Source organism: Stenotrophomonas sp. 22DLJC03 (assembly GCF_056861405.1).
Genome location: NZ_JBSPUG010000001.1, coordinates 345801 through 368670 on the forward strand (window position 1 = coordinate 345801; position 22870 = coordinate 368670).

At 66.7% G+C, this 22870-nt stretch carries 21 protein-coding genes and 1 riboswitch; of the genes, 11 read left to right on the forward strand and 10 right to left on the reverse strand.

Going from position 1 to position 22870, the window contains the following annotated elements:
• The first annotated feature begins 18 nt into the window (after positions 1-18).
• The 3 genes from ftsA to lpxC all read left to right on the forward strand — a co-directional run bounded on the left by ftsA (position 19) and on the right by lpxC (position 3764).
• On the forward strand, positions 19-1254 hold the full coding sequence (ftsA, locus tag AC13GA_RS01505; RefSeq protein WP_005408083.1) for a cell division protein FtsA: 1236 nt from the start codon (positions 19-21) through the stop codon (positions 1252-1254).
• Between the two features lie 170 nt (positions 1255-1424).
• Positions 1425-2660: a cell division protein FtsZ gene (gene ftsZ / locus AC13GA_RS01510; RefSeq protein ID WP_004143720.1), complete on the forward strand. Its 1236-nt coding sequence runs from the start codon at positions 1425-1427 to the stop codon at positions 2658-2660.
• A gap of 192 nt (positions 2661-2852) precedes the next feature.
• Complete coding sequence (gene lpxC / locus AC13GA_RS01515; protein WP_046982702.1) at positions 2853-3764, forward strand: UDP-3-O-acyl-N-acetylglucosamine deacetylase; 912 nt, start codon at positions 2853-2855, stop codon at positions 3762-3764.
• 282 nt (positions 3765-4046) lie between these two features.
• On the opposite strand, the gene AC13GA_RS01520 is transcribed toward lpxC, so the two are convergent.
• The gene (locus AC13GA_RS01520; RefSeq protein ID WP_012510050.1) at positions 4047-4496 is read right to left on the reverse strand and encodes a DciA family protein; all 450 of its coding nucleotides are present in this window, start codon (positions 4494-4496) and stop codon (positions 4047-4049) included.
• A gap of 12 nt (positions 4497-4508) precedes the next feature.
• Between AC13GA_RS01520 and AC13GA_RS01525 the strand changes: the two genes are divergently transcribed.
• From AC13GA_RS01525 to AC13GA_RS01535, 3 genes are all read left to right on the forward strand, one after another.
• Positions 4509-5465 (forward strand): M23 family metallopeptidase, encoded by a 957-nt coding sequence (locus tag AC13GA_RS01525; RefSeq protein ID WP_012510051.1) that lies wholly within the window; start codon positions 4509-4511, stop codon positions 5463-5465.
• A 250-nt stretch (positions 5466-5715) separates the two neighbouring features.
• Complete coding sequence (secA, locus tag AC13GA_RS01530; RefSeq protein ID WP_482997406.1) at positions 5716-8448, forward strand: preprotein translocase subunit SecA; 2733 nt, start codon at positions 5716-5718, stop codon at positions 8446-8448.
• Between the two features lie 113 nt (positions 8449-8561).
• On the forward strand, positions 8562-9518 hold the full coding sequence (locus tag AC13GA_RS01535) for a Nudix family hydrolase (RefSeq protein WP_426354344.1): 957 nt from the start codon (positions 8562-8564) through the stop codon (positions 9516-9518).
• 98 nt (positions 9519-9616) lie between these two features.
• On the opposite strand, the gene AC13GA_RS01540 is transcribed toward AC13GA_RS01535, so the two are convergent.
• Together AC13GA_RS01540 and metF are read right to left on the reverse strand one after the other, a co-directional pair.
• Positions 9617-10198, reverse strand: coding sequence for a DUF4124 domain-containing protein (locus tag AC13GA_RS01540; RefSeq protein ID WP_426354343.1), 582 nt, complete (start codon positions 10196-10198; stop codon positions 9617-9619).
• A 40-nt stretch (positions 10199-10238) separates the two neighbouring features.
• Positions 10239-11066 carry a methylenetetrahydrofolate reductase [NAD(P)H] gene (gene metF / locus AC13GA_RS01545; protein ID WP_004143823.1) on the reverse strand — a complete coding sequence of 276 codons (828 nt, stop codon included), beginning with the start codon at positions 11064-11066 and terminating at the stop codon, positions 10239-10241.
• A 205-nt stretch (positions 11067-11271) separates the two neighbouring features.
• On the opposite strand from metF, the gene AC13GA_RS01550 reads away from it, so the two are divergent.
• From AC13GA_RS01550 to AC13GA_RS01560, 3 genes are read left to right on the forward strand one after another with little or no spacing between them, the layout of a single operon-like run.
• Positions 11272-12198: an alpha/beta fold hydrolase gene (locus AC13GA_RS01550; protein WP_482997407.1), complete on the forward strand. Its 927-nt coding sequence runs from the start codon at positions 11272-11274 to the stop codon at positions 12196-12198.
• 36 nt (positions 12199-12234) lie between these two features.
• Positions 12235-13284 carry a sensor histidine kinase gene (locus AC13GA_RS01555; RefSeq protein WP_253079107.1) on the forward strand — a complete coding sequence of 350 codons (1050 nt, stop codon included), beginning with the start codon at positions 12235-12237 and terminating at the stop codon, positions 13282-13284.
• Positions 13281-14012, forward strand: coding sequence for a LytR/AlgR family response regulator transcription factor (locus AC13GA_RS01560; RefSeq protein WP_253079106.1), 732 nt, complete (start codon positions 13281-13283; stop codon positions 14010-14012). The genes AC13GA_RS01555 and AC13GA_RS01560 overlap by 4 nt, the downstream gene beginning before the upstream one ends.
• A 6-nt stretch (positions 14013-14018) precedes the next feature.
• On the opposite strand, the gene AC13GA_RS01565 is transcribed toward AC13GA_RS01560, so the two are convergent.
• From AC13GA_RS01565 to AC13GA_RS01580, 4 genes are read right to left on the reverse strand one after another with little or no spacing between them, the layout of a single operon-like run.
• The gene (locus tag AC13GA_RS01565) at positions 14019-15500 is read right to left on the reverse strand and encodes an amidohydrolase family protein (protein WP_482997408.1); all 1482 of its coding nucleotides are present in this window, start codon (positions 15498-15500) and stop codon (positions 14019-14021) included.
• Positions 15497-16786 (reverse strand): sensor histidine kinase, encoded by a 1290-nt coding sequence (locus AC13GA_RS01570; RefSeq protein WP_430766179.1) that lies wholly within the window; start codon positions 16784-16786, stop codon positions 15497-15499. The genes AC13GA_RS01565 and AC13GA_RS01570 overlap by 4 nt, the downstream gene beginning before the upstream one ends.
• Entirely contained in the window at positions 16783-17472 is a 690-nt protein-coding gene (locus AC13GA_RS01575) for a response regulator transcription factor (RefSeq protein WP_253079103.1), read from the reverse strand. The genes AC13GA_RS01570 and AC13GA_RS01575 overlap by 4 nt, the downstream gene beginning before the upstream one ends.
• Positions 17473-17474: 2 nt before the next feature.
• Positions 17475-18605: a type 1 glutamine amidotransferase domain-containing protein gene (locus AC13GA_RS01580; RefSeq protein WP_482997409.1), complete on the reverse strand. Its 1131-nt coding sequence runs from the start codon at positions 18603-18605 to the stop codon at positions 17475-17477.
• A gap of 105 nt (positions 18606-18710) precedes the next feature.
• Here AC13GA_RS01580 and AC13GA_RS01585 point away from each other — a divergent pair, with 105 nt between their 5' ends.
• Both AC13GA_RS01585 and AC13GA_RS01590 read left to right on the forward strand, forming a co-directional pair.
• The gene (locus AC13GA_RS01585; protein ID WP_482997410.1) at positions 18711-19268 is read left to right on the forward strand and encodes a DUF3228 family protein; all 558 of its coding nucleotides are present in this window, start codon (positions 18711-18713) and stop codon (positions 19266-19268) included.
• A gap of 135 nt (positions 19269-19403) precedes the next feature.
• On the forward strand, positions 19404-20012 hold the full coding sequence (locus AC13GA_RS01590; protein ID WP_482997411.1) for an energy transducer TonB: 609 nt from the start codon (positions 19404-19406) through the stop codon (positions 20010-20012).
• Between the two features lie 70 nt (positions 20013-20082).
• Here the strand turns inward: AC13GA_RS01590 and AC13GA_RS01595 are convergent, their stop codons facing one another.
• From AC13GA_RS01595 to ahcY, 3 genes are all read right to left on the reverse strand, one after another.
• Complete coding sequence (locus AC13GA_RS01595; protein ID WP_482997412.1) at positions 20083-20568, reverse strand: hypothetical protein; 486 nt, start codon at positions 20566-20568, stop codon at positions 20083-20085.
• Entirely contained in the window at positions 20568-21041 is a 474-nt protein-coding gene (ybaK, locus tag AC13GA_RS01600; RefSeq protein ID WP_046982714.1) for a Cys-tRNA(Pro) deacylase, read from the reverse strand. The genes AC13GA_RS01595 and ybaK overlap by 1 nt, the downstream gene beginning before the upstream one ends.
• A gap of 182 nt (positions 21042-21223) precedes the next feature.
• Complete coding sequence (gene ahcY, locus AC13GA_RS01605) at positions 21224-22669, reverse strand: adenosylhomocysteinase (protein ID WP_136638872.1); 1446 nt, start codon at positions 22667-22669, stop codon at positions 21224-21226.
• 36 nt (positions 22670-22705) lie between these two features.
• Positions 22706-22788, reverse strand: a riboswitch (S-adenosyl-L-homocysteine riboswitch).
• Positions 22789-22870 lie beyond the last annotated feature (82 nt).

Here is a 22870-nt window from a genome sequence, read left to right on the forward strand (position 1 = left end):
AAGCACGCAGGAAAGAACATGAATCGCAAGGGTGACAAATCGCTGATCGTTGGCCTGGACATCGGCACCTCCAAGGTGGTGGCGCTGGTGGGCGAGTACTCGCCGGGCAATCCGATCGAAGTGATCGGCATCGGCTCGCATGAATCGCGTGGGCTCAAGCGCGGCGTGGTGGTGGACATCGAATCGACCGTGCAGTCGATCCAGCGCGCGGTGGAAGAAGCCGAGCTGATGGCCGGCTGCGAGATCCGCTCGGTGTATGCCTCGATCTCCGGCAACCACGTGCAGTGCAAGAACTCGCCCGGCATCGTGCCGATCCGCGACGGCGAAGTGACCTGGGGCGACCTGGATCGCGTGCTCGATGCGGCCAAGGCGGTGGCGATCCCGGCCGACCAGAAGATCCTGCACGCGATTCCGCGCGAGTACGTGCTGGACGATTCGCAGGAAGGCATCCGCAACCCGGTCGGCATGACCGGTGTGCGCCTGGAAGTGCATGCACACCTGGTGGTGTGCGCGCAGTCGGCCGCGGCCAACATCAGCAAGTGCGTGCAGCGCTGCGGCCTGCAGGTGGACGACCTGGTGCTGTCCTCGCTGGCCTCCAGCGTGGCGGTGCTGACCGCCGACGAGCGCGAGCTGGGCGTGGTGCTGGTCGACATGGGCGCCGGCACCACCGACATCGCGGTGTTCGTGCAGGGTGCGATCTGCCACACCGCCTCGCTGCCGATCGCCGGCGACCACGTCACCAACGACATCGCGCACATGCTGCGCACGCCGACCCCGGAAGCCGAGCAGATCAAGGTGCGCTACGCCTGCGCCCTGGCCCAGCTGGCGACTGCCGAGGAGAGCATCCAGGTACCGTCGGTGGGCGATCGTCCGCCGCGTCGCATGCCGCGCCACTCGCTGGCGCAGGCGGTGCAGGGCCGCTACGAGGAAATCTTCGAGATGGTTCAGGCCGAACTGCGCCGCTCCGGCTTCGAGGAACTGGTGCGCGCGGGCATGGTGCTGACCGGTGGTGCTTCGAAGATGGAGGGCGTGGTGGAGCTGGCCGAGGAAATGCTGCAGATGCCGGTGCGCGTGGGCATCCCGCAGCACGTCACCGGCCTGGGTGAAGTGGTCGGCAACCCGGTACACGCCACCGGCGTGGGCCTGCTGCTGATGGGCAGCCAGATCGAGCACCCGCGCCGGCCGTCGCTGCCGACCGGGCGCGCGGGAAGCATGTTCAAGAAACTCAAGACGTGGTTCCGCGGCGAGTTCTGACGCGGAACCGGTAAACCCCGGCATCGCCCGGGCGCAACACCCGCAGTACCCGCAACACAACGCAGCACCGGCAACACACAACCCACACAGCCGCAACGCCGGCATGCAGCAGGAAGGCAGGACGCCCGAATGCCCATGCCAGCCGAAGCGGATACAACGAGGACACGGACATGGCGCATTTTGAACTGATCGAAAAGATGGCACCCAATGCGGTGATCAAGGTGGTTGGCGTGGGCGGCGGCGGCGGCAATGCCGTGGCGCACATGGTCAACTCGGCGGTGGATGGCGTGGAGTTCATCACCGCCAACACCGACTCGCAGGCCATCAAGAATTGTGGTGCCAAGCTGCAGCTGCAGCTGGGTACCAACGTGACCAAGGGCCTGGGCGCAGGCGCGAACCCGGAAGTCGGCCGCCAGGCTGCTCTGGAAGATCGTGAGCGCATCATGGACGCGCTGCAGGGCGCGGACATGGTGTTCATCACCGCCGGCATGGGCGGCGGCACCGGCACCGGCGCTGCGCCGGTGGTGGCACAGCTGGCCAAGGAAATGGGCATCCTGACCGTGGCCGTGGTCACCAAGCCGTTCCCGTTCGAAGGGCGTCGCCGCATGCAGGTCGCGCTGAAGGGCATCGAAGAACTGAGCCAGCACTGCGACTCGCTGATCACCATCCCGAACGAGAAGCTGATCACCGTGCTGGGTCGCAACGCGACCATGATCCAGGCCTTCCGTGCCGCCAACGACGTGCTGCAGGGCGCCGTGCAGGGCATCGCCGACCTGATCGTGCGTCCGGGCCTGATCAACGTCGACTTCGCCGACGTGCGCACCGTCATGTCCGAAATGGGCCTGGCAATGATGGGTACCGGCACCGCCCGCGGTGATGACCGCGCGCAGGCCGCTGCCGAATCGGCGATCCAGAACCCGCTGCTGGACGACGTGAACCTGGCCGGTGCTAACGGCATCCTGGTCAACATCACCGCTGGCGCCGACTTCACCATGGCCGAGTTCGACGAGATCGGCCGAACCATCGACGGCTTCGCTTCGGAAGATGCAACCGTGGTGGTGGGTACCGTGCTCGACCCGGACATGCAGGACGAAGTGCGCGTGACCGTGGTCGCCACCGGCCTGAACCGCGTCTCGGCCAGCAAGTCCCAGCGTCCGGGCGAGCGTGCGCCGATCAAGCTGGTCCGCAACGCCACCACCGGCCAGCCGGAGTTCGGCGAGTTCGACAATGGCGGCGACGCCGTGTCGAAGGCGGTGGGTGGCATGGGCCTGGGCCTGCGTCGTGCCAGCAGCGATACCGCGGCAGCCTCCGCTCCGTCGGCCCCGGCCGCTTCGGCCCCGGCGGCGGCGGAACTGCCGAACGATTACCTGGACATCCCGGCCTTCCTGCGCCGCCAGGCGGACTAAGCGGCCCGGCCCGGGGCTTGTCCTCCCCGGGTTGCGCCACCATGTCCTGAAAACGCGGGCGCCGGGCCAGGATGGGCCCGGCCGCCCTGCTTCACGCGCGTCCTACCGGCGCGCCGGTGTGTCCTGCCGGCGTTTCAGTCGGGGTAGGGGACCCTGCGTGTTAATCTAATGTGTCACTTCCGGTCCACCCCCATGATCCAGCAACGCACCCTCAAGAACACGATCCGCGCCACCGGCGTTGGCCTGCACAGCGGTGACAAGGTCTACATGACCCTGCGCCCGGCACCGGTCAACCATGGAATCGTGTTCCGCCGTGTGGACCTGGACCCGGTCGTGGAAGTGCCGGCCAAGGCCGAACTGGTCACCGAAGTGACCCTGTGCACCGGCCTGACCTGCAACGACGCCAAGATCCAGACCGTCGAACACCTGATGTCGGCGCTGGCCGGCCTGGGTGTGGACAACATCATCGTCGAACTGTCCTCGGCCGAGCTGCCGATCATGGACGGTTCGGCCGGTCCCTTCGTGTTCCTGTTGCAGTCGGCAGGCATCGTGGAACAGGGTGCGCCCAAGCGCTTCATCCGCGTGCTGAAGACGGTGGAAGTGACCGAAGGCGACAAGGTGGCCCGCTTCACCCCGTACGAGGGCTACAAGCTGGGCTTCACCATCCAGTTCGACCACCCGATGATCCCGGCCAAGCAGTCGCGCCAGGAAATCGAGTTCTCGACGCTGGCCTACACCAAGGAAATCTCCCGCGCGCGCACCTTCGGCTTCATGCGCGACCTGGAGTACATGCGCGAACGCAACCTGGGCCTGGGCGGTTCGATGGACAACGCCATCGTGCTGGACGAGTTCCGCGTGCTCAACGAAGACGGCCTGCGCTACGCCGACGAATTCGTGCGCCACAAGATCCTCGACGCGATCGGCGACCTCTATCTGGCCGGTGGCCAGGTGCTGGGCGCCTACGAGGGCTTCAAGTCCGGCCACGCGCTCAACAACAAGCTGGTGCGGGCGCTGATGGCCGACGCCACCGCCTGGGAATGGGTCAGCTTCGACTCGCCGGCCACCCCGGACCCGGTCGAGTATGCGACGCCGGCTTACGCCTGATCCGCATAGGTTGTTGAATTCAAAGACAAAAACGCCGCCTTCAAGGGCGGCGTTGTCGTTTCAGGCGCCCGCCGCGCATTCAGCGCGCTTGAGGGGCGTCAAGGCTGGTTCGAGGTCACGGTTTTGTGAACCTGTTGGATCGGAAGCCTGAATTTAACGTAGTTTTAACAACAATCTAACGACAGGGCCCCGGATGGCAGCTAGGATGCGACCCGGCCCCCGAAATGTTTCACGCCGTGGTGACACGCGCGACGGGGAGCGGAGCCGGATGCTCCGTTGTCATCAGGACCGTTTCTTCGGCTTTGAAGGAACGTCCTGCAGGCAAGCCAAGGCGTCGCGTAGCCCTTTGTGCGTGGCGGCTGAAACTGCGTGGGGTCCATTCCGGTTGTCGAGCGCTGGGGAGCGCGTGGGAGTGGAGGACGCAGTCTTGATGGTCACCTTGGTGGCCTTCAGCCCGATGGAACGGGCCGCGTCGAGCAACTGGGCTTCGGCAAGCCGCAACTTGGCATGCCAGACCGGGGATTCGACGAGAAAAACGAGGTGTTCCCCGTCCACATTGGCCAGCCGGCAACGGCTGCGCAGAGGTGGCGGCAACTGGGGGCGCAACTGACGGTCCAGCGCGTCGAGCCACAAGGCACGCCGCAGCGGGTTCCCGCTTTTGTCAGCCATCACCGCATCCAGCGCCGGTTTGGGCTTGGAGGCGGGGCGAACGCTGGATTTCGGCTCAGACATGAAAACTCACTGATGGCATTCAAAAAGATCGTAATCAAAACGCGTGAAGGACAGGCCAAATCGTCGCCCATCGCGCGTTTGCGGTTCTATTTCGAGGACCGCCCCCGTGCCCTGCTGGGCAGCGTGCTCGGGGTAGGCTGCATTATCGGCCTTGCTGGCGGCATTGGCGCCAGTGCGCTGAATGATTCCCGGCTGCAGGCCAAGGTCGAGCGCCAGGACGCGGAGCTGGCCAAGGTCCGGCGCGACGCGCAGACCCAGGTCAACGCGCTGGCAGCCCGCCTTGGCGAGCTGCAGGCCCAGGCCACCCGCCTCAACGCCCTCGGCGAACGCCTGACCCAGATGGGCAAGCTGGAAGACGGCGAGTTCGACTTCAACGAGACCCCCGGCCTCGGTGACGGCGATGCTGGTGGCCCGACCACCGACATCCCGGTCAAGGACGTCAACGCCGACTTACAGGTGCTGGAGCAGCGCTTCGCTGCTTCAGGCCGCCAGCTGTCGGTGATGGAATCGCTGATGTTCGACCACCAGCTGCAGCAGAACGCCGTGCCGTCGCGCATGCCGATCCGCAACAGCTACGTGACCTCCGGCTTCGGCACCCGTGCCGACCCGTTCGGCCGCGGTGCGGCCACCCACAAGGGCATGGACTTCCACGCCAGGGTCGGTGACCCGGTGATGGCCGTGGCCGAAGGCGTGGTCAGCTTCTCCGGCGTGAAGGGCGGCTACGGCAACGTCGTCGACGTCGACCACGGCAATGGCTATGTCACCCGCTACGCGCACAATTCGCGCCTGGTGGTGAAGGTCGGCGACCTGGTCCGTGCCGGCCAGGAAGTGGCCAAGGCCGGTTCCACCGGCCGTTCGACCGGTGCCCACGTGCACTTCGAGGTGTGGGAAAACGGCAACGTGGTCAACCCGCGCAAGTTCCTCGGCGACGGCGGCAACACGCCGGTCGGCCGCATCAGCCGCGGCTGAACCCTGGTCTGGGGTCAGAGCCCATTCGCCATGGCGAATGGGATCCGACCCCGATCCCGCACGGGGTCGGATCCCTTCCGCAGCGCGGAAGGGCTCTGACCCCATCGCCGAAGGGTTGAAACCTCAGCCGGCCGTCCCAAGCTACAATGGGTGTTGCCATCGACAGGGCGCCAGGCGCCCTGTTTCGTTTGCGACGGACGGATCCCAAGGGGGAGGCCGGGCGTCGTGTCCATCCAACCCGGTTCCTTCAATGATCAACAGCCTGCTTACCCGCGTATTTGGCAGTCGTAACGAACGACAGCTGCGCCAGCTCAACCGCATCGTCGCCAAGATCAATGCGCTGGAGCCGGAGATCGAGAAGCTTTCCGACGAGCAGCTTCAGGCCAAGACGCCGGAGTTCAAGCAGCGCATCGCCGATGGTGAAGCCCTGGACAAGGTGCTGCCGGAAGCGTTCGCGGTCTGCCGTGAAGCCGGCCGCCGCGTGCTGGGCATGCGCCACTACGACGTGCAGCTGATCGGCGGCATGGTGCTTCACCTGGGCAAGATCGCAGAAATGCGCACCGGTGAAGGCAAGACCCTGGTGGCAACCCTGCCGGTGTACCTCAACGCGCTGGAAGGCAAGGGCGTGCACGTGGTCACCGTGAACGACTACCTGGCCCGCCGCGACGCCGCGCAGATGGGCAAGCTGTACAACTGGCTGGGCCTGAGCGTGGGCGTGGTATACCCGGGCATGCCGCACAGCGACAAGCGCGAAGCCTACGCCTCGGACATCACCTACGGCACCAACAACGAATTCGGTTTCGACTACCTGCGCGACAACATGGCGCTGTCCAAGGCCGACCGCTACCAGCGCGGCCTGCACTACGCCATCGTCGACGAAGTCGACTCCATCCTGATCGACGAAGCGCGTACCCCGCTGATCATCTCCGGCCCGGCCGATGATTCCCCGGAGCTGTACATCCGCGTCAACCGCGTCGTGCCGAACCTGGTCAAGCAGGAAGTGGAAGACGGCGAAGGCGACTTCTGGGTCGACGAAAAAGGCAAGCAGGTGCACCTGTCCGAAGCGGGCATGGAGCACGCCGAGCAGCTGCTGGTCGAAGCCGGCATCCTCAATGCCGAGACCGAAGGCCTGTACGCGCCGCAGAACCTGACGGTGGTCCACCACCTCAACGCCGCGCTGCGCGCGCATGCGATCTACCAGCGTGACGTGGACTACATCGTGCGCGATGGCGAAGTGGTCATCGTCGATGAGTTCACCGGCCGCACCCTGTCCGGCCGTCGCTGGTCCGATGGCCTGCACCAGGCGGTGGAAGCGAAGGAAGGCGTGCCGGTCCAGCGCGAGAACCAGACGCTGGCCAGCATCACCTTCCAGAACCTGTTCCGCATGTACAAGAAGCTGTCCGGCATGACCGGTACGGCCGATACCGAAGCCTTCGAATTCCAGAGCATCTACGGCCTGGAAGTGGTGGTGATCCCGACCAACCGCCCGACCATCCGCAAGGACAGCCCGGACCAGGTGTTCCTCAACCGCAAGGGCAAGTTCAACGCGGTGCTGGCCGACATCGAAGAGTGCGCCAAGCGTGGCCAGCCGGTGCTGGTGGGTACCACCTCGATCGAAACCTCGGAAATGCTGTCCGAGCACCTGCGCAAGGCCGGCGTGAAGCACGAAGTGCTCAACGCCAAGCAGCATGACCGCGAAGCGACCATCGTCGCCAATGCCGGCCGCCCGGCCGCGGTCACCATCGCCACCAACATGGCCGGCCGTGGTACCGACATCGTGCTGGGTGGTTCCCTGGAAGCGGAGATCCATGAGCTGGGCGAGGACGCCACCGATGCGCAGAAGGCCGCGGTCAAGGCCGATTGGCAGCAGCGCCACGAAGCGGTGAAGGCTGCCGGCGGCCTGCACATCGTCGGCACCGAGCGCCACGAATCGCGCCGTATCGACAACCAGCTGCGTGGCCGTTCGGGCCGCCAGGGTGACCCGGGTTCGTCCCGCTTCTACCTGTCGCTGGAAGACAACCTGATGCGCATCTTCGCCTCCGACTGGGTGCAGAAGGCCATGCGCATGATGGGCATGAAGGAAGACGACGTCATCGAGGACCGCCTGGTCAGCCGCCAGATCGAGAAGGCGCAGCGCAAGGTCGAGGCCCACAACTTCGACATCCGCAAGAACCTGCTGGACTTCGACGACGTCAACAACGACCAGCGCAAGGTGATCTACGCCCAGCGCGACGAGCTGCTGGACGCCGAGTCGGTGAAGGACAACGTCGATGGCATCCGCGACGACGTGATCTTCGACATCGTCGCCCGCTTCGTGCCGCCGAACTCGATCGACGAGCAGTGGGACCTGCGTGGCCTGGAAGCGACCCTGGAGTCGGACTTTGGCCTGCAGATGTCGCTGACCGACCTGGTCAAGGAACACGAGGAACTGGACGCCGAGGCGATTGCCGCCAAGGTGCAGGAGCGCGTCAACCAGCACTTCGCCGAGAAGGAAGCCGGCGTGGGCGAAGAGACCATGCGCGCGCTGGAGAAGCACGTGATGCTGACCGTGCTGGACCAGAGCTGGAAGGAGCACCTGGCACGCATGGATTACCTGCGCCAGGGCATCTACCTGCGTGGTTATGCGCAGAAGCAGCCGAAGCAAGAGTACAAGAAGGAAGCCTTCGAGCTGTTCTCGGACATGCTGGAGAACGTCAAGCGCGAAGTGGTGACCCTGCTGTCGCGCGTGCGCATCCGCAGCGACGAGGAAGTACAGGCACTGGAAGCGGCCGAGCGCCAGCAGGTCGAAGCCCGCCTGAGCCAGTCGCAGTTCCAGCACCAGGACGTTGGCAGCTACAGTGCCGACGAGGAAGCCGCGCAGGTGCAGGCCGCCCAGCAGGGCATCGCACAGGCGCAGCGTGACGAGCCGAAGATCGGCCGCAACGATCCATGCCCGTGCGGCAGTGGCAAGAAGTACAAGCACTGCCACGGCCAGCTGAGCTGACCCCTAAGAGCCCCGCGGAAGCGGGGCTTTTCTTTCATGGCGGCTGTTTCGCGCGGCTGATCCGGCCGGATCCGAGATTGCGCGGCCCGCCCTGTTCTGGGCATGCTTCCCCCATGCCTTCCCCCACCCGATCGATCCACGTCGTGGCCGCCGTCATCACCGACGCCCGTGGCCGCGTGCTGCTCAACCGCCGTACCGAGAACCGCGACATGGCCGGCCTGTGGGAATTTCCCGGCGGCAAGCGCGAATCGGGCGAGACCTCCGAACAGGCGCTGGTGCGCGAGCTGCGTGAGGAACTGGGTATCGAGGCGGATGTCGGCGAGTGGCTGATGGACGTGCCACAGCGCTACCCGGACAAGCACCTGACCCTGGAAGTGCGCCATGTACGCAGCTGGAAGGGCACCCCGCGCGGGCGCGAGGGCCAGGCGATCACCTGGGTGGCGCCGGACAAGCTGGGCCGCTACTCGATGCCGCCGGCCGACCTGCCAGTGGTGGCCGCCCTGCGCCAGCCCGACAGCTACCTGATCACCCCGGCGCCGGCCGACGATGACAGTGGCATACAGCACTGGCATGAGCAGCTGCAGCGCGCGGTAGGCGCGGGCCAGCAGCGCATCCAGTTGCGCCTGCCTCCGACGCATCCACAGCGGCAGGCGATGCTGGAACAGGCCCTGCGCACGCATCGGCGCAGCGGCGTGCAGTGGCTGCTCAACCGCGATATCGAACTGGCGCGCGCACTGGGCGTGGGCGTGCACCTGGGCAGCGAACAGCTGCTGGAACTGGAGAAGCGACCGCTGCCAGAGGGACAGCTGGTTGCCGCGTCCTGCCATGACCTGCGGCAGCTGCAGGCTGCGCAGCGGCTGGGCTGTGACTTCGCCGTGCTGGGCCCGGTGCAGGCCACGGCCAGCCATCCCGCTGCCGCACCAATGGGCTGGGATGCCTTCGCCGCATTGCGCGCGCAGGTATCGTTGCCGATCTATGCACTGGGTGGCATGGGCAGCGGCCACATCGCCGAGGCGCGCCGCCATGGCGGGCAGGGCATCGCTGCGATTCGCGGGCTGTGGCCAGCGTAACGCCGTGCACGCGGGGTCAGAGCCCTTTCCGCTGGAAAGGGATCCGACCCCCACCGGATGCAGTAGATCCACGCCATGCGTGGATGAACCCCTCCCGATTACAACGTGATCCAGAAACACCCGTACTGTCGCCGCAATCCCAGCACCGTCGAAGCGCGCGACGCGCTGCCGGGCAGCGTCTGCTCCAGGCGCAGTCCGACCGGATGCCGCGCGGCAGGCGGCTCAGGGTCGGATCCCTGCGCAGCAGGGCTCTGACCCTCCTCCTGCGAGGACGCCAGCGCCTGTGACGGATACACCGGCACCACGTCCACCAACGGCCGCCGCGCCAACGATTCCAACTGGCCGAGGATACGTTGTGCGCCTGCGTCGGAGACTGCGCTCCACAGGTACAGCGAAGACAGCCGGTTCACATCGTTGCTGACGATGCCGGTGCGCAGCGCTTCCACCAGCTCACTCAACCGTCGCGGACAGCGCGCGCCCAGGGTATCGCGCGGCATCGTGTTGCCGGCGGGCGCAGGCGGTGGCAACCGCGACCGCGCGCCCAGGCTGTCGCAGGGCCGGTCGGTGTAGACACTCTGGCCCTGCGCATCGGTGCAGCGGTTCAGGCGCGTGGACTGCGCATGGGCAGCGCTCGTTGCTGACCACAGTGGCAACAGCAGCAGGAAGAAAAGCCGGTTCATCGACGCAGGGTAGCGCCGTTCAAGGCGACGTGGCGTGCTTTCAGCCCTGCAGCAGCTTCAGCACCGAGGTGGTCGGCTTGGCCAGATTCAGGGTGTAGAAGTGCAGGCCGGGCGCGCCGCCTTCGATCAGCCGTTGGCACAGCCGGGCCACCACTTCGGTGCCGAATGCACGCACCGATTCGGCGTCATCGCCATAGGCCTGCATCTTGCGGCTGATCCAGCGCGGAATCTCCGCACCACACTGCTCGGAGAAGCGGCGCAGCTGGCTGAAGTTGGCGATCGGCATGATGCCGGGGGTGATCGGTACCTGCACACCGAGCCGGCGCACTTCATCGACGAAGTGGAAGTAGGCATCCGGGTTGAAGAAATACTGGGTGATCGCCGCATCGGCACCGGCATCGATCTTGGCCTTGAAGTGCTTCAGGTCGGCCAGTGCGTCGGAAGCCTGCGGGTGCGTTTCCGGATAGGCGCCCACTTCGATGTGGAACGCATCGCCGTGCTCGGCACGGATGAAGTCGATCAGTTCGGCGGCATAGCGCATGTCGCCGGGGAAACCCATGCCCGAGGGCAGGTCGCCGCGCAGCGCGACCAGACGCCGGCAACCGATCGCGCGGTACAGCTTGAGCAGCTCGCGGATTTCCTGACGGGTGCCGCCGACGCAGGACAGATGTGGTGCGGCATCGAAGCCATGGTGCTGGTTGAGGTGGCGCACGGTCTCCGAGGTATAGCTCAGGGTCGAGCCACCGGCACCGAAGGTGCACGACACGTACTCGGGGCCGTAGTCCTTCAGCTTGGCGGCGGCGCGGTCCAGCTGGCTGCGCTGTTCGTCGGTCTTGGGCGGATAGAACTCGAAGCTGATGGCGGTCATGGCACGGGCGGCAGCGGCGGGTGCGGACCAGTATATCTCTTCATCAAGATAGATGTTGTCAATTTTATGCGGGTGTACATCGTCCGCGGCCTGCGACCGTTCGCCCCGGCGCCCGGCCGTTGCTCCGGAATCGCAACCGGGGTGCCGCCGCTGCGGCCACGCTGACCTCAGACCCGGCAACACCCACCCGATGAAGGAGCAGACGATGAAGATCTTCCTGGCACTCTGGTACGCACTGAAGGCGCTGGCCCGGCTGGTCATGATCGGCATGGCGATGGCCGTGCTTGGCTCCGGTTCGGCCCATGCGGCCGCCGCCACCGGCACCGGCAAGGTGCAGGTCGAGGTGGTCGGCAAGGGCCGCCCGCTGCTGCTGATCCCCGGCCTCAACAGCAGCGTTGAGGTCTGGCGCGAGACCTGCCTGGCGCTGAAGGATGTGCAGTGCCACCTGGTGCAGCTGCCCGGCTTTGCCGGCGCCGCACCGGCCGATCCGCGCCCGGCCGAATTCCTGCCGGCGATGCGTGGGCAGCTGCTTGCCTACCTGCATGACCAGCACCTGGGCCCGGTGGTGGTGATCGGCCACAGCCTCGGTGGCCTGCTGGGGCTGCAGATGGCGCAGGCCGAGCCGGCGGCGGTCAGCGCACTGGTGGTGGTCGATGCGTTGCCGTTCCTGCCGGCCGCGCGTGACCCGAACGCCACGGCTGACAGCGTGCGGCCGATGGCCGACCAGCTGCGCAAGGGCATGCTCGCCGCCGATGCCGCGCAATGGCAGGCGCAGTTGAAGGCAGGTCTGCCGGGCATGACCCGCGATCCGCAGCACCAGGCGGAGCTGGGCCGCTGGGGCGAGGGCAGCGACCGCCAGACCACGGCCGATGCCATGCATGCGGTGATGACCACCGACCTGCGCGGCAGCATCGCCTCGATCAGCGCACCAACCCTGGTGCTGGGCAGCTGGGCCGGCTACCAGCCGATGGGCGCTACCGAGGACAGTACCCGGGCGGTGTTCCAGGCCCAGTACGCGAAGCTGCACGGCGTGCAGATCGCGATGAGTGCGCGGGGCTTCCACTTCCTGATGTGGGATGATCCGCGCTGGTTGCAGGAGCAGGTGCAGCGTTTCCTCGCCGCACATCCCTGACCGTTGTCCGCCCTCCTGCCACCGCCGAGAGCCCGCATGGACGCCACCACCTCATCCCGTCGTTTCTGGACACTCAACGCGTTGGCGTGGGCCGGCTACGCGATGTACAGCCTGTGGGTCGGGATGCGGATCGGGGGCGGCGTACTGTTCAGCGGCGTGGCCTTGATCAGCGTCAGCATCGCCGTCACGCTCTGGCTGTGCAGCGGTGCATTGCGTTCGGTCGCGCTGCGCCAGCGCTGGTGGGACGGCGGGCTGGGCCTGCTGGTGTTGAAGCTGGCTGCCGGGGTGATGATCGGCGCCAGCGTTGCACAGGCGGTGACGGCTGCACTGCTGCTGCCGTCGCTGGCACTGGACTGGGTGCGGTTGCCCGGAGGGCACGCCGACTACCAGTGGTCCTCGCTGCTGGTGTACTGGATGAACACCGCGCTGTTCCTGCTGATGTGGACCGGCCTGTGGGCCGGCCTGCATGGCCTGCGCCGCGCACGCCACAGTGAGCTGGCCCGCCTGCGTGCCGAAGCCGAGCGCAGTGCGCTGGAGCGCGATGCCCTGCGCGCACGGCTCAATCCGCACTTCATGTTCAACGCGTTGAACAACCTGCGTGCCTTGATCCTGGAAGATCCCGAGCGCGCACGCGACATGGTCACCCGCTTGTCGCGCACGCTGCGCCAGGCGCTGGCGCACAACCGCAGCGAGCAGGTGACACTGGCTGAGGAACTGGCAGTGGTCGACGACTATCTCGCCATCGAGGCGATCCACTTCGAACAGCGCCTGCAGGTGCAGCAGCACATCGATGCCGATGCCACGCAGGCGCAGTTGCCGGCGATGGCGTTGCAGCTGCTGGTGGAGAACGCGATCAAGCACGGCATCGCCAGTCGCCCGGGTGGTGGTGACGTGCAGATCCGTGCCACGCTGGACAATGATGTGCTGCGCCTGCAGGTGGACAACCCATTGGGCGGCGCCAGCGAGCCCACGCATGGCCACGGCGTCGGCCTGGCCTATCTGCGTGCCCAGCTCGGCACGCGTGGTCGTTTCATCCTGCAGCCGGTTGGCGACCGCATGCAGGCCCTGCTGGAGATTCCGCAATGAGTGGCGTGCTGCGCGTGTTGATCGTTGATGATGCACGGCTGGCGCGGCAGGAGCTGCGCACGCTGCTGTCGGCGCTGCCGTGGGTGCAGTGCGTAGGCGAAGCCGACGATGTGCCTGCCGCACGCGAGGCGATCGCCATGCTGGCACCAGACCTGGTGCTGCTGGACGTGCAGATGCCCTCCGGCAGCGGCTTCGATGTGCTGGATGGTCTGGAGACGGTGCCGGCCGTGGTGTTCGTCACCGCCTACGACACCTACGCAGTGCGCGCGTTCCAGGCCAATGCGCTGGACTACCTGGTGAAGCCGGTGGAAGCGCCGCGCTTGCTGGAGGCGCTGCAGCGGGCGCGTGAGCGAGAGGTCGTGGCGGCAGAAGCGCCGGAATCGCGCGGCACGCTGGGCGCGCAGGACCAGGTGTTCGTGCGCGAGGGTGAGCGCTGCTGGTTCGTGGCGGTGTCCGAAATCCGCCGGCTGGTGGTGGATGGCAACTACACGCGGCTGTGGTTCCGCGACCAGAACGCCCTGCTGACCCGCAGCCTGAGTGCGCTGGAAGCACGTCTGCCGCCGGATCTGTTCTTCCGTGCCAACCGCAACACGCTGGTCAATCTGCGGCGCATCCGTGGTGTGACGCCCAGCATCGGCGACGGCTACGACCTGGCATTGGATGACGGCAGCGAGGTGGAGGTGTCGCGGCGGCAGGCGCGTGAACTGCGCGAGCGGATGGGATTGTAGTTGCCGCTACAGCTCGGCACTGACCGGGCTGGTGATGAAGCCCCACAGCAGGCGCGCCATCACCGCCGGTGAACGTGCCTGCGCACGAGCGTAGGCGAGCAGTGCATCCAGCCGCGGGCGGTCGTAGAGGTGCCCGGCCAGAAGCACCGCGTGCACACGACGGGTGTTGGCGGTGTCCTGGAGCGGATTGCCATCGAGCAATACCAGGTCGGCGGCTTTGCCGACTTCGACACTGCCATGCGATGCCTGCAGCTCCAGATGACGCGCCGCATGCAGCGTTGCCGCGCGCAGCACGTCGGCCTGGCTCAGGCCTGCCTGCCGCAGCCAATGCAGTTCATCGTGATAGCGCAAGCCGCCCAGCCCGGTATCGGTGCCGACCAGCACGCTGACGCCGGCACGGTGCGCGGCACCGGTGAGGGCCAGTCCATGCGCGAAGTACGCCTTCAATGCATCTTCGCCGCGCAGGCCAGGATAGCGTTCGGTGGTGGCCGTCAGATCATCGCGCCATGCCCAGCGCGAAAGTGGATCCAGATAGGCCAGGCGTGGATCGTTGATGAAGGCGGGGTCGCGCGCACGCGCATCCTCTTCGCGGGTGACATGGGTGGGTACGAACGCGGCGCCGCTGGCCTGCATCAAGCCGAATGCCTCATTGCACACGGAAGGCTGGTAGCCGCCGACCATGCGTTCGGCCAGTGCGGTCGAGTCTTCGCCATCCAGCGTACCGCCGCGCCACGCGGCGGCGTTGTCGAAGCAATGACGCACGAACAGATGGGCGTGTTCGAAGGCGCGCTGGCCTGCCTGCACCGCGTCTTCCAGAGGCACGGCCCTGGGCAGGTGGCCGACCAGCGGACGGCGCAGCTGCTGCGCCTCGGTGGCCAGCCGCTGGTAGGTATCCGCACGCAGCCGGTTGTAGACCTTCAACGCGTCGACGCCGCGCGCGCTGTACGTGCGCGCACGCTCGGCGGCGGTCTCCGGCGCAAGCGACGGGTCTTCGAAGTAGAAACTGGCGATCTGCACGAAGCGCGGTGCAACCTGCTGCCCGGCAATGGCCTGTGCGGTCCAGCGGCGCTTGTCGGCCACGCAGGCGATCAGCGGATCGGCAGCCTGCGGGCAATCCATCATGTCGCGGGTGCCGGTGATGCCATTGGCCAGCATCAACGGGAACTGCAGCTGCGGCGACAGCTGCAGGGCGTGGGTGTGCATGTCCCAGAAGCCGGGCAGCAGCCAGCGGCCACCGGCATCGAGCACCGGCAAGGTGGTGTCCAGTGGGGCTTCGCCAATGGCGGTGATCGTGCCGTTGCGCACCGTCACCGTGGTGGGTTCACTGACCTGGCCGCGCGCGACGTCCACCACCCGCGCGTTGACGATCACGCGGCTGTTGCCCGGCTCGGGCAACGGCGGTGCCGACAGCGGCCAGAGCAGGGCGGCGGTGAACAGCACTGCCGGCGCCGACACGAGGGCAGCCAGTACTTTCAGTAGGCGCTTCATGGGCCGCACTGCTGGCCGCGAAGCTGCGCATGAACACCACCGTCATTGGCCTGTATGTCCAGATGCAGGCCGTGGTGGTCGCAAAGCCGGCGCATGATCTCCAGTCCCAATCCGCTGCCGCTGCTGTCTGCGCGCTTCTGGAAGGGGCGGGGCGTGGGCCAGCTGCCCAGCGATGGTGCGGAAGCGGTATTGTGGACCTGCAGAACGCCGGCTTCGAACGTGATCAGCACCGTGCCCTGCGGGGTGTGCGCGAAGGCGTTGCCGATCAGGTTGGCCAGCACCACCTGCAGCGCAGCCTCTGGCGCGTGCAGTACTGCGTGGTGAGGCACCGAGAGCTGCACGTCCACCGGCCGCGAGGCCAGCAGCGGCGACTGTTCGACGATCATCCGCTCAAGCAGCGGAACCAGCCTGACCGGCCCGCAACGCGTGCCTGCAGGTTCTTCGCGAGCCAGCGCCAGCAATGCAGTCATGGCTTGCTGCAGCTGCAGCGCCGACAGGCGGATGTGCTGCAGATGCTGTTGCCCGCGTGCGGACAGCCCAGCCTCGCCGAGCAACTGGCTGGCCGCGCTGGAGATGACACTCAACGGAGTCCGCAGCTCGTGGCTGGCATCACGGGTGAAGGCATGCTCGCGTTCGATGAACGCGGCGACCCGTTCCGACAAGCCATCCAGCGCGCGCGCAAGTACTCCGATTTCGTCATTGCCGAAATGAGCGGCCAGGTGTGTGCGCTGTCCAGACGGTGGTTGCAGTGCTTCAACCTCATGGACCAGCGCATACAGGGGGCGTGTGGCGCGGCGCGCCAGCCACAGGCCGAGCAGGATCGCGACCAGGATCATGGCCAGCGCCGTACCGCCCAGCAGCAGCACCACCCTATCGCGGACCGGACGAACCACCAGCTGTTCGCTGACTTCGTACACCAGCCATGCGGGAGGCGCGGACGCGGAGGCCTGCAGGCGCTTGACGTGGTAATGACGGCCCTGCTGGCCGCCGAACTCCGAGCGCCAGGGCTCCTGCGCGAACTCTGCCCGCAGATCGGAGGGGAATGTGGCCGGTGAGCCATGCAGCTGGACCGCTGCATCGGCGGGCAGGCGCCAGTGCCCTGTGCGGGCATGGTAGGCACGCTGCGCCTCCGCTTCGCGGTCCAGCTGGGCGTTGAAGATGCTGTCCTCCACCGCATACATGAAGACCAGCGAATACATTCCGAAGACCGAGGCAATCAGCAGTGCGAAGACGGTGAACGCCACCACCAGGCGCCGGCGCAGACGATGGACCGGGCGTGGCCTCATGGCGATGCTTCCAGACGGAAGCCGACACCATGTACGGTGCGCAGCATCTCGCTGTCGAAGGGCCTGTCCAGTACCTGCCGCAGCAGGTACAGATGCGAACGTAGCGGGTCCGACGGTGGCGCTTCATCACCCCACAAACGCTGCACCAGTTCACTGCGGGTCACCGTGCACGGCCACGCTTCGGCCAGTTCGAGCAGGATGCGCTGGGCCAGCTGTGGCATCTCCAGCGCAACGCCATCACGCCACGCCTGGCCCGTGCGGCGATCGATGCACAGTGGGCCGATCTGCAACCGATGGGGCTGGTTGAGACGATGGCGGCGCGCCAGCGCCAGACAACGCGCCAGCAGTTCGGCATCGTCGAACGGCTTGACCAGGTAATCATCGGCGCCTGCGGAAAAGCCCTGTAGTTTGTCGACCAGTGCGTCGCGTGCAGTCAGCATCAACACAGGCACATGGCGATCGCAGCCATCGCGCAGGCGACGGCACACTGTGGTCCCGTCGATTCCCGGAAGGCCCAGGTCGAGCAGCACGACGTCCGGCGGATTGGCCAGGACCATCCGCAGGCCGAGCTCGCCGTCGGCGGCGAAATCCACCTGGTGGCCCTGTGCCTGCAGCATGTCGACGATGGCCGAGGCCAAGGGCAGGTTGTCTTCGATCAACAGCAGGCGCAGGCGTTCGGCGTCCATGGTCAAGGCTGCATGCGGGCCAGAAGTGCCTTAGCTTCTTCCAGTGCAGGCTGCTTTTCCAGCACGGCCTGCAGTTGCGTGCGGGCGCGCGTGGCGTCGCCCAGGCGCCAGTGCGCTTCGGCCATCGCCACGTCCAGGCGCGGTTCGTCCATGTGTGGACGGGCCAGCTGCATGATTGCCAGCGCATCGGCGATCGCTGCGGGCGTCTGCGCAGCCTGCAGCTGGTAGAAGCCAAGGATGCCGATCAGTTCGACGTGGTAATCCGCAGGGCGCCGCGCCAGCTGCTGGACGGCCTGCGTGTCGCGCTGGTGCAGGTGCCGCTCCACCAGCGCCATGCTGCGCTCGTCGCGCCAGGGTTCGCGGGCCACCGGTACCTGCCCGCTGGCACGCACGAAGGCCTCGGCCAGCGCAGGGGTTGAGTACGGGTTCTGCCCGGTGACGAGGCGCCCATCCACCACCACCTTGGGCATCATCAGGGGCCCTTCCTGCCAGCGAGCCCCGAGTTCACGCATGCGCGGCTCCAGCTGGAAGGCAAATTCCTTCGCCCAGCGCTTGCCGAACAGCAGCTCTTCCTCCTCGCTGAAGCCGGTCATGGAGCGGCCTTCCACCAGCGCGCGGCCATTGCCAAGGCGGACGCCTGCCAGCGCCGCCGGTCCATGGCAGACCGCTGCGACGATGCCGCCTTGTTCCCATATGGCGGCAATCGTGCGTTGCAGCGCGCTGTCGGCCGGCAGATCGAACATGGCGCCCTTGCCGCCGATCACCAGCACGCCGCGGTAGTCGCCTGCCCGCAGTTGCGCCGTTGGCAGGGTACCGGCCAGTGCGCGGACGGCCAGGGGATCAGCCAGGGCCGCAGCGTTGAAGGATTCCGTGGCGTTGTACTTGTCGGCCTCCACGGCACCGCCGCGTGGGCTGGCCACGTCGATCTCGAAACCGTTGCGCCGAAGGATCAGCCAGGCCTGGGTGAACTCGTCCATCTCGAAGCCCGGCCGGGTGCGGCCCTGGTCGCGGCCTTCGCTGCTGACCACCAGCAGCACGCGCGGTGGCTGTGTGGGATCGGCGGTCGAGGCGACCACGGGGCCGTGGAAGATGGCCATTGCGCAGGCCAGCAGCAGGGAAGGGAGGCGGATCATGCTCGGGTTTCCTGGGAATGTGCAGGCACTGTGCCGTGCAGATGTGAAGCAGACTTCAAGCCGCTTGGCCGGTACCCTGAGCACCTGTTCCTGCACTGTGCCGCCATGTCCATCGTCCTCACCGATTTCGCCCGTCCCCGCCTGTTCCCGCGCGTGCCGCGTGGCAACACCATCCAGGACTGCACTGCAGAGCAGTTCCAGGCGCACCTCAATGCGCATGCACCGCTGAAGGTGCTCGACGGCTACGCGCCGTTCTGCAAGTTGTTCGTCTACGAGAACTGGACCAGCACGCGCTGCCTGACGGTGCCGGTCACCGACGCCAACCGTCATCTGCTGCGTAGCGGCTACGAGGCACGCAATCGCGAGGAGCTACCGGTGCTGGTACGCTGGTTCGAGGGCGTGGAGTCGCCGCGTGCGAGCTACCTGGTGGTGATCCTGTACAGCGCCGAGCAGCTGGCGAAGGAAGGTTCACCGATCGAGGCCGACTGGGGCATCGTCGGCTGCATCTACACCGCCGAGCCCGAGGAAGTGCCGATGGCGCCGATCACGATGATGCGCAATGCGCTGGGCGTGGAAGAGGGCGGCTCGGGCGTGCCGCTGGATCGCGAGGCCTACCGGCGTTCCGTCCAGTTCTGGGAGAACAACGCCAACTGGCGTCCCTGATTCGGATCCCCGTATCGCGGGGCGCTGACCCGATCATTCGACCCCATGCGCCCGCGCCATGCCCGGCTGATCTATGATCGGGCCAGACCAACGCACGGAGGGCGGAGCATGGGTACCTGCGCAAGGATGATCCTGATGGTGCTGGCTGGCCTGCTGCCGGCCACCACAGCACTGGCGGCGGCGCCGGTTGCAGAGACGGCCTGTTCGCCCTTGGCGGCGGTTACGGGGCTGCGCGACAGGGGCGTGACCGCGTTGTCGATGCGGCCCGAGGACGGTCGTTGCGTGGTCGAGGTGACCGCTGCCGACGGCAAGGCGCTGCTTCGGCAGCAGCAGATCCTGAATGTACTGGCGCAGCACGCCTGTGCAGCGCCTGCGGAGGTGACAGTGGACGGCGCGCAGATGTCTCTTCAGTTGCGCCTGCCGAAGCATTGCGCGGCGCGCGGCGGCCGGGACCTGTTCGCTGGCGAGGGCATCCCGTGGATGCAGCCACGCGGCGTGTCGCCACGCTACCCACCAGAGGCCATGCAGCAGGGACTTTCCGGACGCAGCCAGCTGAAGGCGCTGATCGATGCGCAAGGAACCGTTGCCGCGGTGATCGTGGAGACCTCCAGCGGCTACGCGCTGCTGGATGAAGCGGCGGTGGAAGAACTGCGCGGCTGGCGTTTCGTCCGCGCCGACGCGAAGAGCACGGTGCCGGAGTTGACCATCGTGCGCGTGCCGATGCGGTACGAATTGGTGGAGTGATAGCGATCCACGCACGGCCCGGAGCTGCGCGCTGCCGCAGTAGCGCCACGCCATGCGTGGCTGCATCCCGTCAGGCGGCCATCCACTCCCACCAAGGGTAGTGGTACTCGCGGTCGATGGCCTGCCAGTGCCGGGCGCACTGTGTGCAGGCAACCGCGTGGCACTCGCCCCAGCCACCTTCGGCTTCGCCCACCGAAAGCAGCCGCATCTGCCCCTGTTCAAGCAGACGACGGGGATCGAAGAACGGGTAGCCGGGATTGAGCGCACACAGGCAACCCTCGCGCGCACGCCAGTAGCGCAACCGTTTCAGCGCGGCTTTCAGGTGCGCCTGATTGCTGATCAGCATGCCACCGAGCGCGATGCCCTGGCAGCGCTGCTCGATCAGGTCCGCGTGCGTGGCCAGTGCTTCCAGCGAGGACGGGCTGAACAGCCGTGCGACCGTGCGTGCGGCGTTGGTGATGCGCGCGCCGTCGCGCGACAACAGGTCCTGCAGCAATACATCGGCCTGTGCGTCCTCAAGGCGGGGCGGTGGTGCGGCGGACCACCGCCAGCGCATCAGCGCGCCTTGCCGATGGCAGCGAAGTGGCCGACGGTCAGGCGCAGCAGATCAGCCGGTGCCAGTTCCACTTCCAGTCCGCGGCGCCCGGCGCTGACATGCAGCGTGGGCAGTGCCTGCGCACTGGCATCCAGGAACGTGCGCAGGCGCTTCTTCTGCCCGAGCGGGCTGATGCCTCCGACCAGGTAGCCGGTCGCGCGCTGTGCGGAATCGGCGGCGGCCATCTCGCACTTCTTGCAGCCGGCCGCTTCGGCCAGCGCCTTCAGGTCCAGCTGGCCGGCCACCGGCACGATCGCCACCAGCAGTTCGTGTGTCTCGGTGCTGGCCAGCAGGGTCTTGAACACCTGGGCCGGGTCGAGGCCGAGCTTGTCGACGGCTTCTCCGCCATACGATTCGGCGTGGGCGTCGTGCACGTAGCTGCGCACGGTGTGGGCGATCTTCTCGCGCTTGAGCAGGTTGATGGCCGGAGTCATGGGCACATCGTAGCGTGGCGTGGAGGCGTTGCCTTGACCGAGGCTCGCCCCTCGGTCCGGTGGACGCGTGGTGCATGGCTCCACGCAAACGCAGAACGGGCGCCCGAAGGCGCCCGTTCTTCCTGCTTCCGTTGCTGGGGTCAGAGCCCTTTACTGCGGAAAGGGATCCGACCCCGGCACGATCAGTAGCGGTAGTGGTCCGGCTTGAACGGGCCTTCCACCGGCACGCCGATGTAGTCGGCCTGTTCCTGGCTCAGGGTGGTCAGCTTCACGCCGATCTTTTCCAGGTGCAGACGCGCCACTTCCTCGTCCAGCTTCTTCGGCAGCAGGTACACCTTGTTCTCGTAGCTGTCCTTGTTGGCCCACAGGTCGATCTGGGCCAGGGTCTGGTTGGCGAACGAGTTGGACATCACGAAGCTCGGGTGGCCGGTGGCGCAGCCCAGGTTGACCAGGCGGCCTTCGGCCAGCAGGAAGATCGCATTGCCGTTCGGGAAGATGTACTTGTCCACCTGCGGCTTGATGTTGACGTGCTGCACGCCCTTGAAGCCCACCAGCGCATCGACCTGGATCTCGTTGTCGAAGTGGCCGATGTTGCAGACGATGGCCTGGTCCTTCATCGCGCTCAGGTGCTCGATGCGGATGATGTCCTTGTTGCCGGTGGTGGTGACGTACAGGTCGGCACGGCCCAGGGTCGATTCGATGGTGTTGACTTCATAGCCTTCCATCGCCGCCTGCAGGGCGCAGATCGGGTCGATCTCGGTGACGATCACGCGCGCGCCGTAGGCACGCAGCGACGCGGCGCAGCCCTTGCCGACGTCACCGTAGCCGCAGACCACGGCCACCTTGCCTGCCAGCATCACGTCCATCGCGCGCTTCAGGCCATCGGCCAGCGACTCGCGGCAGCCGTACAGGTTGTCGAACTTGCTCTTGGTGACCGAGTCGTTGACGTTGATCGCCGGGATCAGCAGGGTGCCGGCCTGGGCCAGCTGGTACAGGCGGTGCACGCCGGTGGTGGTCTCTTCGGAGACGCCCTTCCAGTCCTTGACCACGCGGCCCCAGTAACCCGGGCGCTCCTTGGCAACGCGCTTGAGCAGGTTCTTGATGACCTGCTCTTCGTGCGATGCAGCCGGCTCGTCGACCCAGGTGCTGCCGTTTTCCAGTTCGTAGCCCTTGTGGATCAGCAGGGTGACGTCACCGCCGTCGTCGACCACCAGCTCCGGACCGGTCAGGGTCCCGTCGGCCAGGGTGAAGGTCAGCGCGTCCAGGGTGCAGTCCCAGTACTCTTCCAGCGACTCGCCCTTCCAGGCGAACACCGGGGTGCCGGTAGCAGCGATGGCGGCAGCAGCGTGGTCCTGGGTGGAGAAGATGTTGCACGAGGCCCAGCGCACGTCGGCGCCGATGTCCTTCAGGGTCTCGATCAGCACCGCGGTCTGGATGGTCATGTGCAGCGAACCGGTCACGCGCACGCCCTTCAGCGGCAGGCTGGCGGCGTGCTTGCGGCGGATCGACATCAGGCCCGGCATCTCGTGCTCGGCGATGTCCAGTTCCTTGCGGCCCCAGTCGGCCAGGGTGATGTCGCGGATCTTGTAATCGCCTTCGGTGGAGAAGGTCTTGGCAACAGCATTCATGCAATAGCTCCGGTTGTGGACGAGCGGATGCTCGCTTCTGGCCGGGCGCCGTTGTTGCAGTACCACCTGGCCGAGCCTGGCCGGCCTCAAGGGATCCGGTCGCAGCGCCCCTCGGCAGGGGAGGAGGGCCATTATATCGCGCCTCCGGTGTGACACGCCGATGACCCAACCATCGGCAGGTGGGCCGGCGGGCATGGCCTG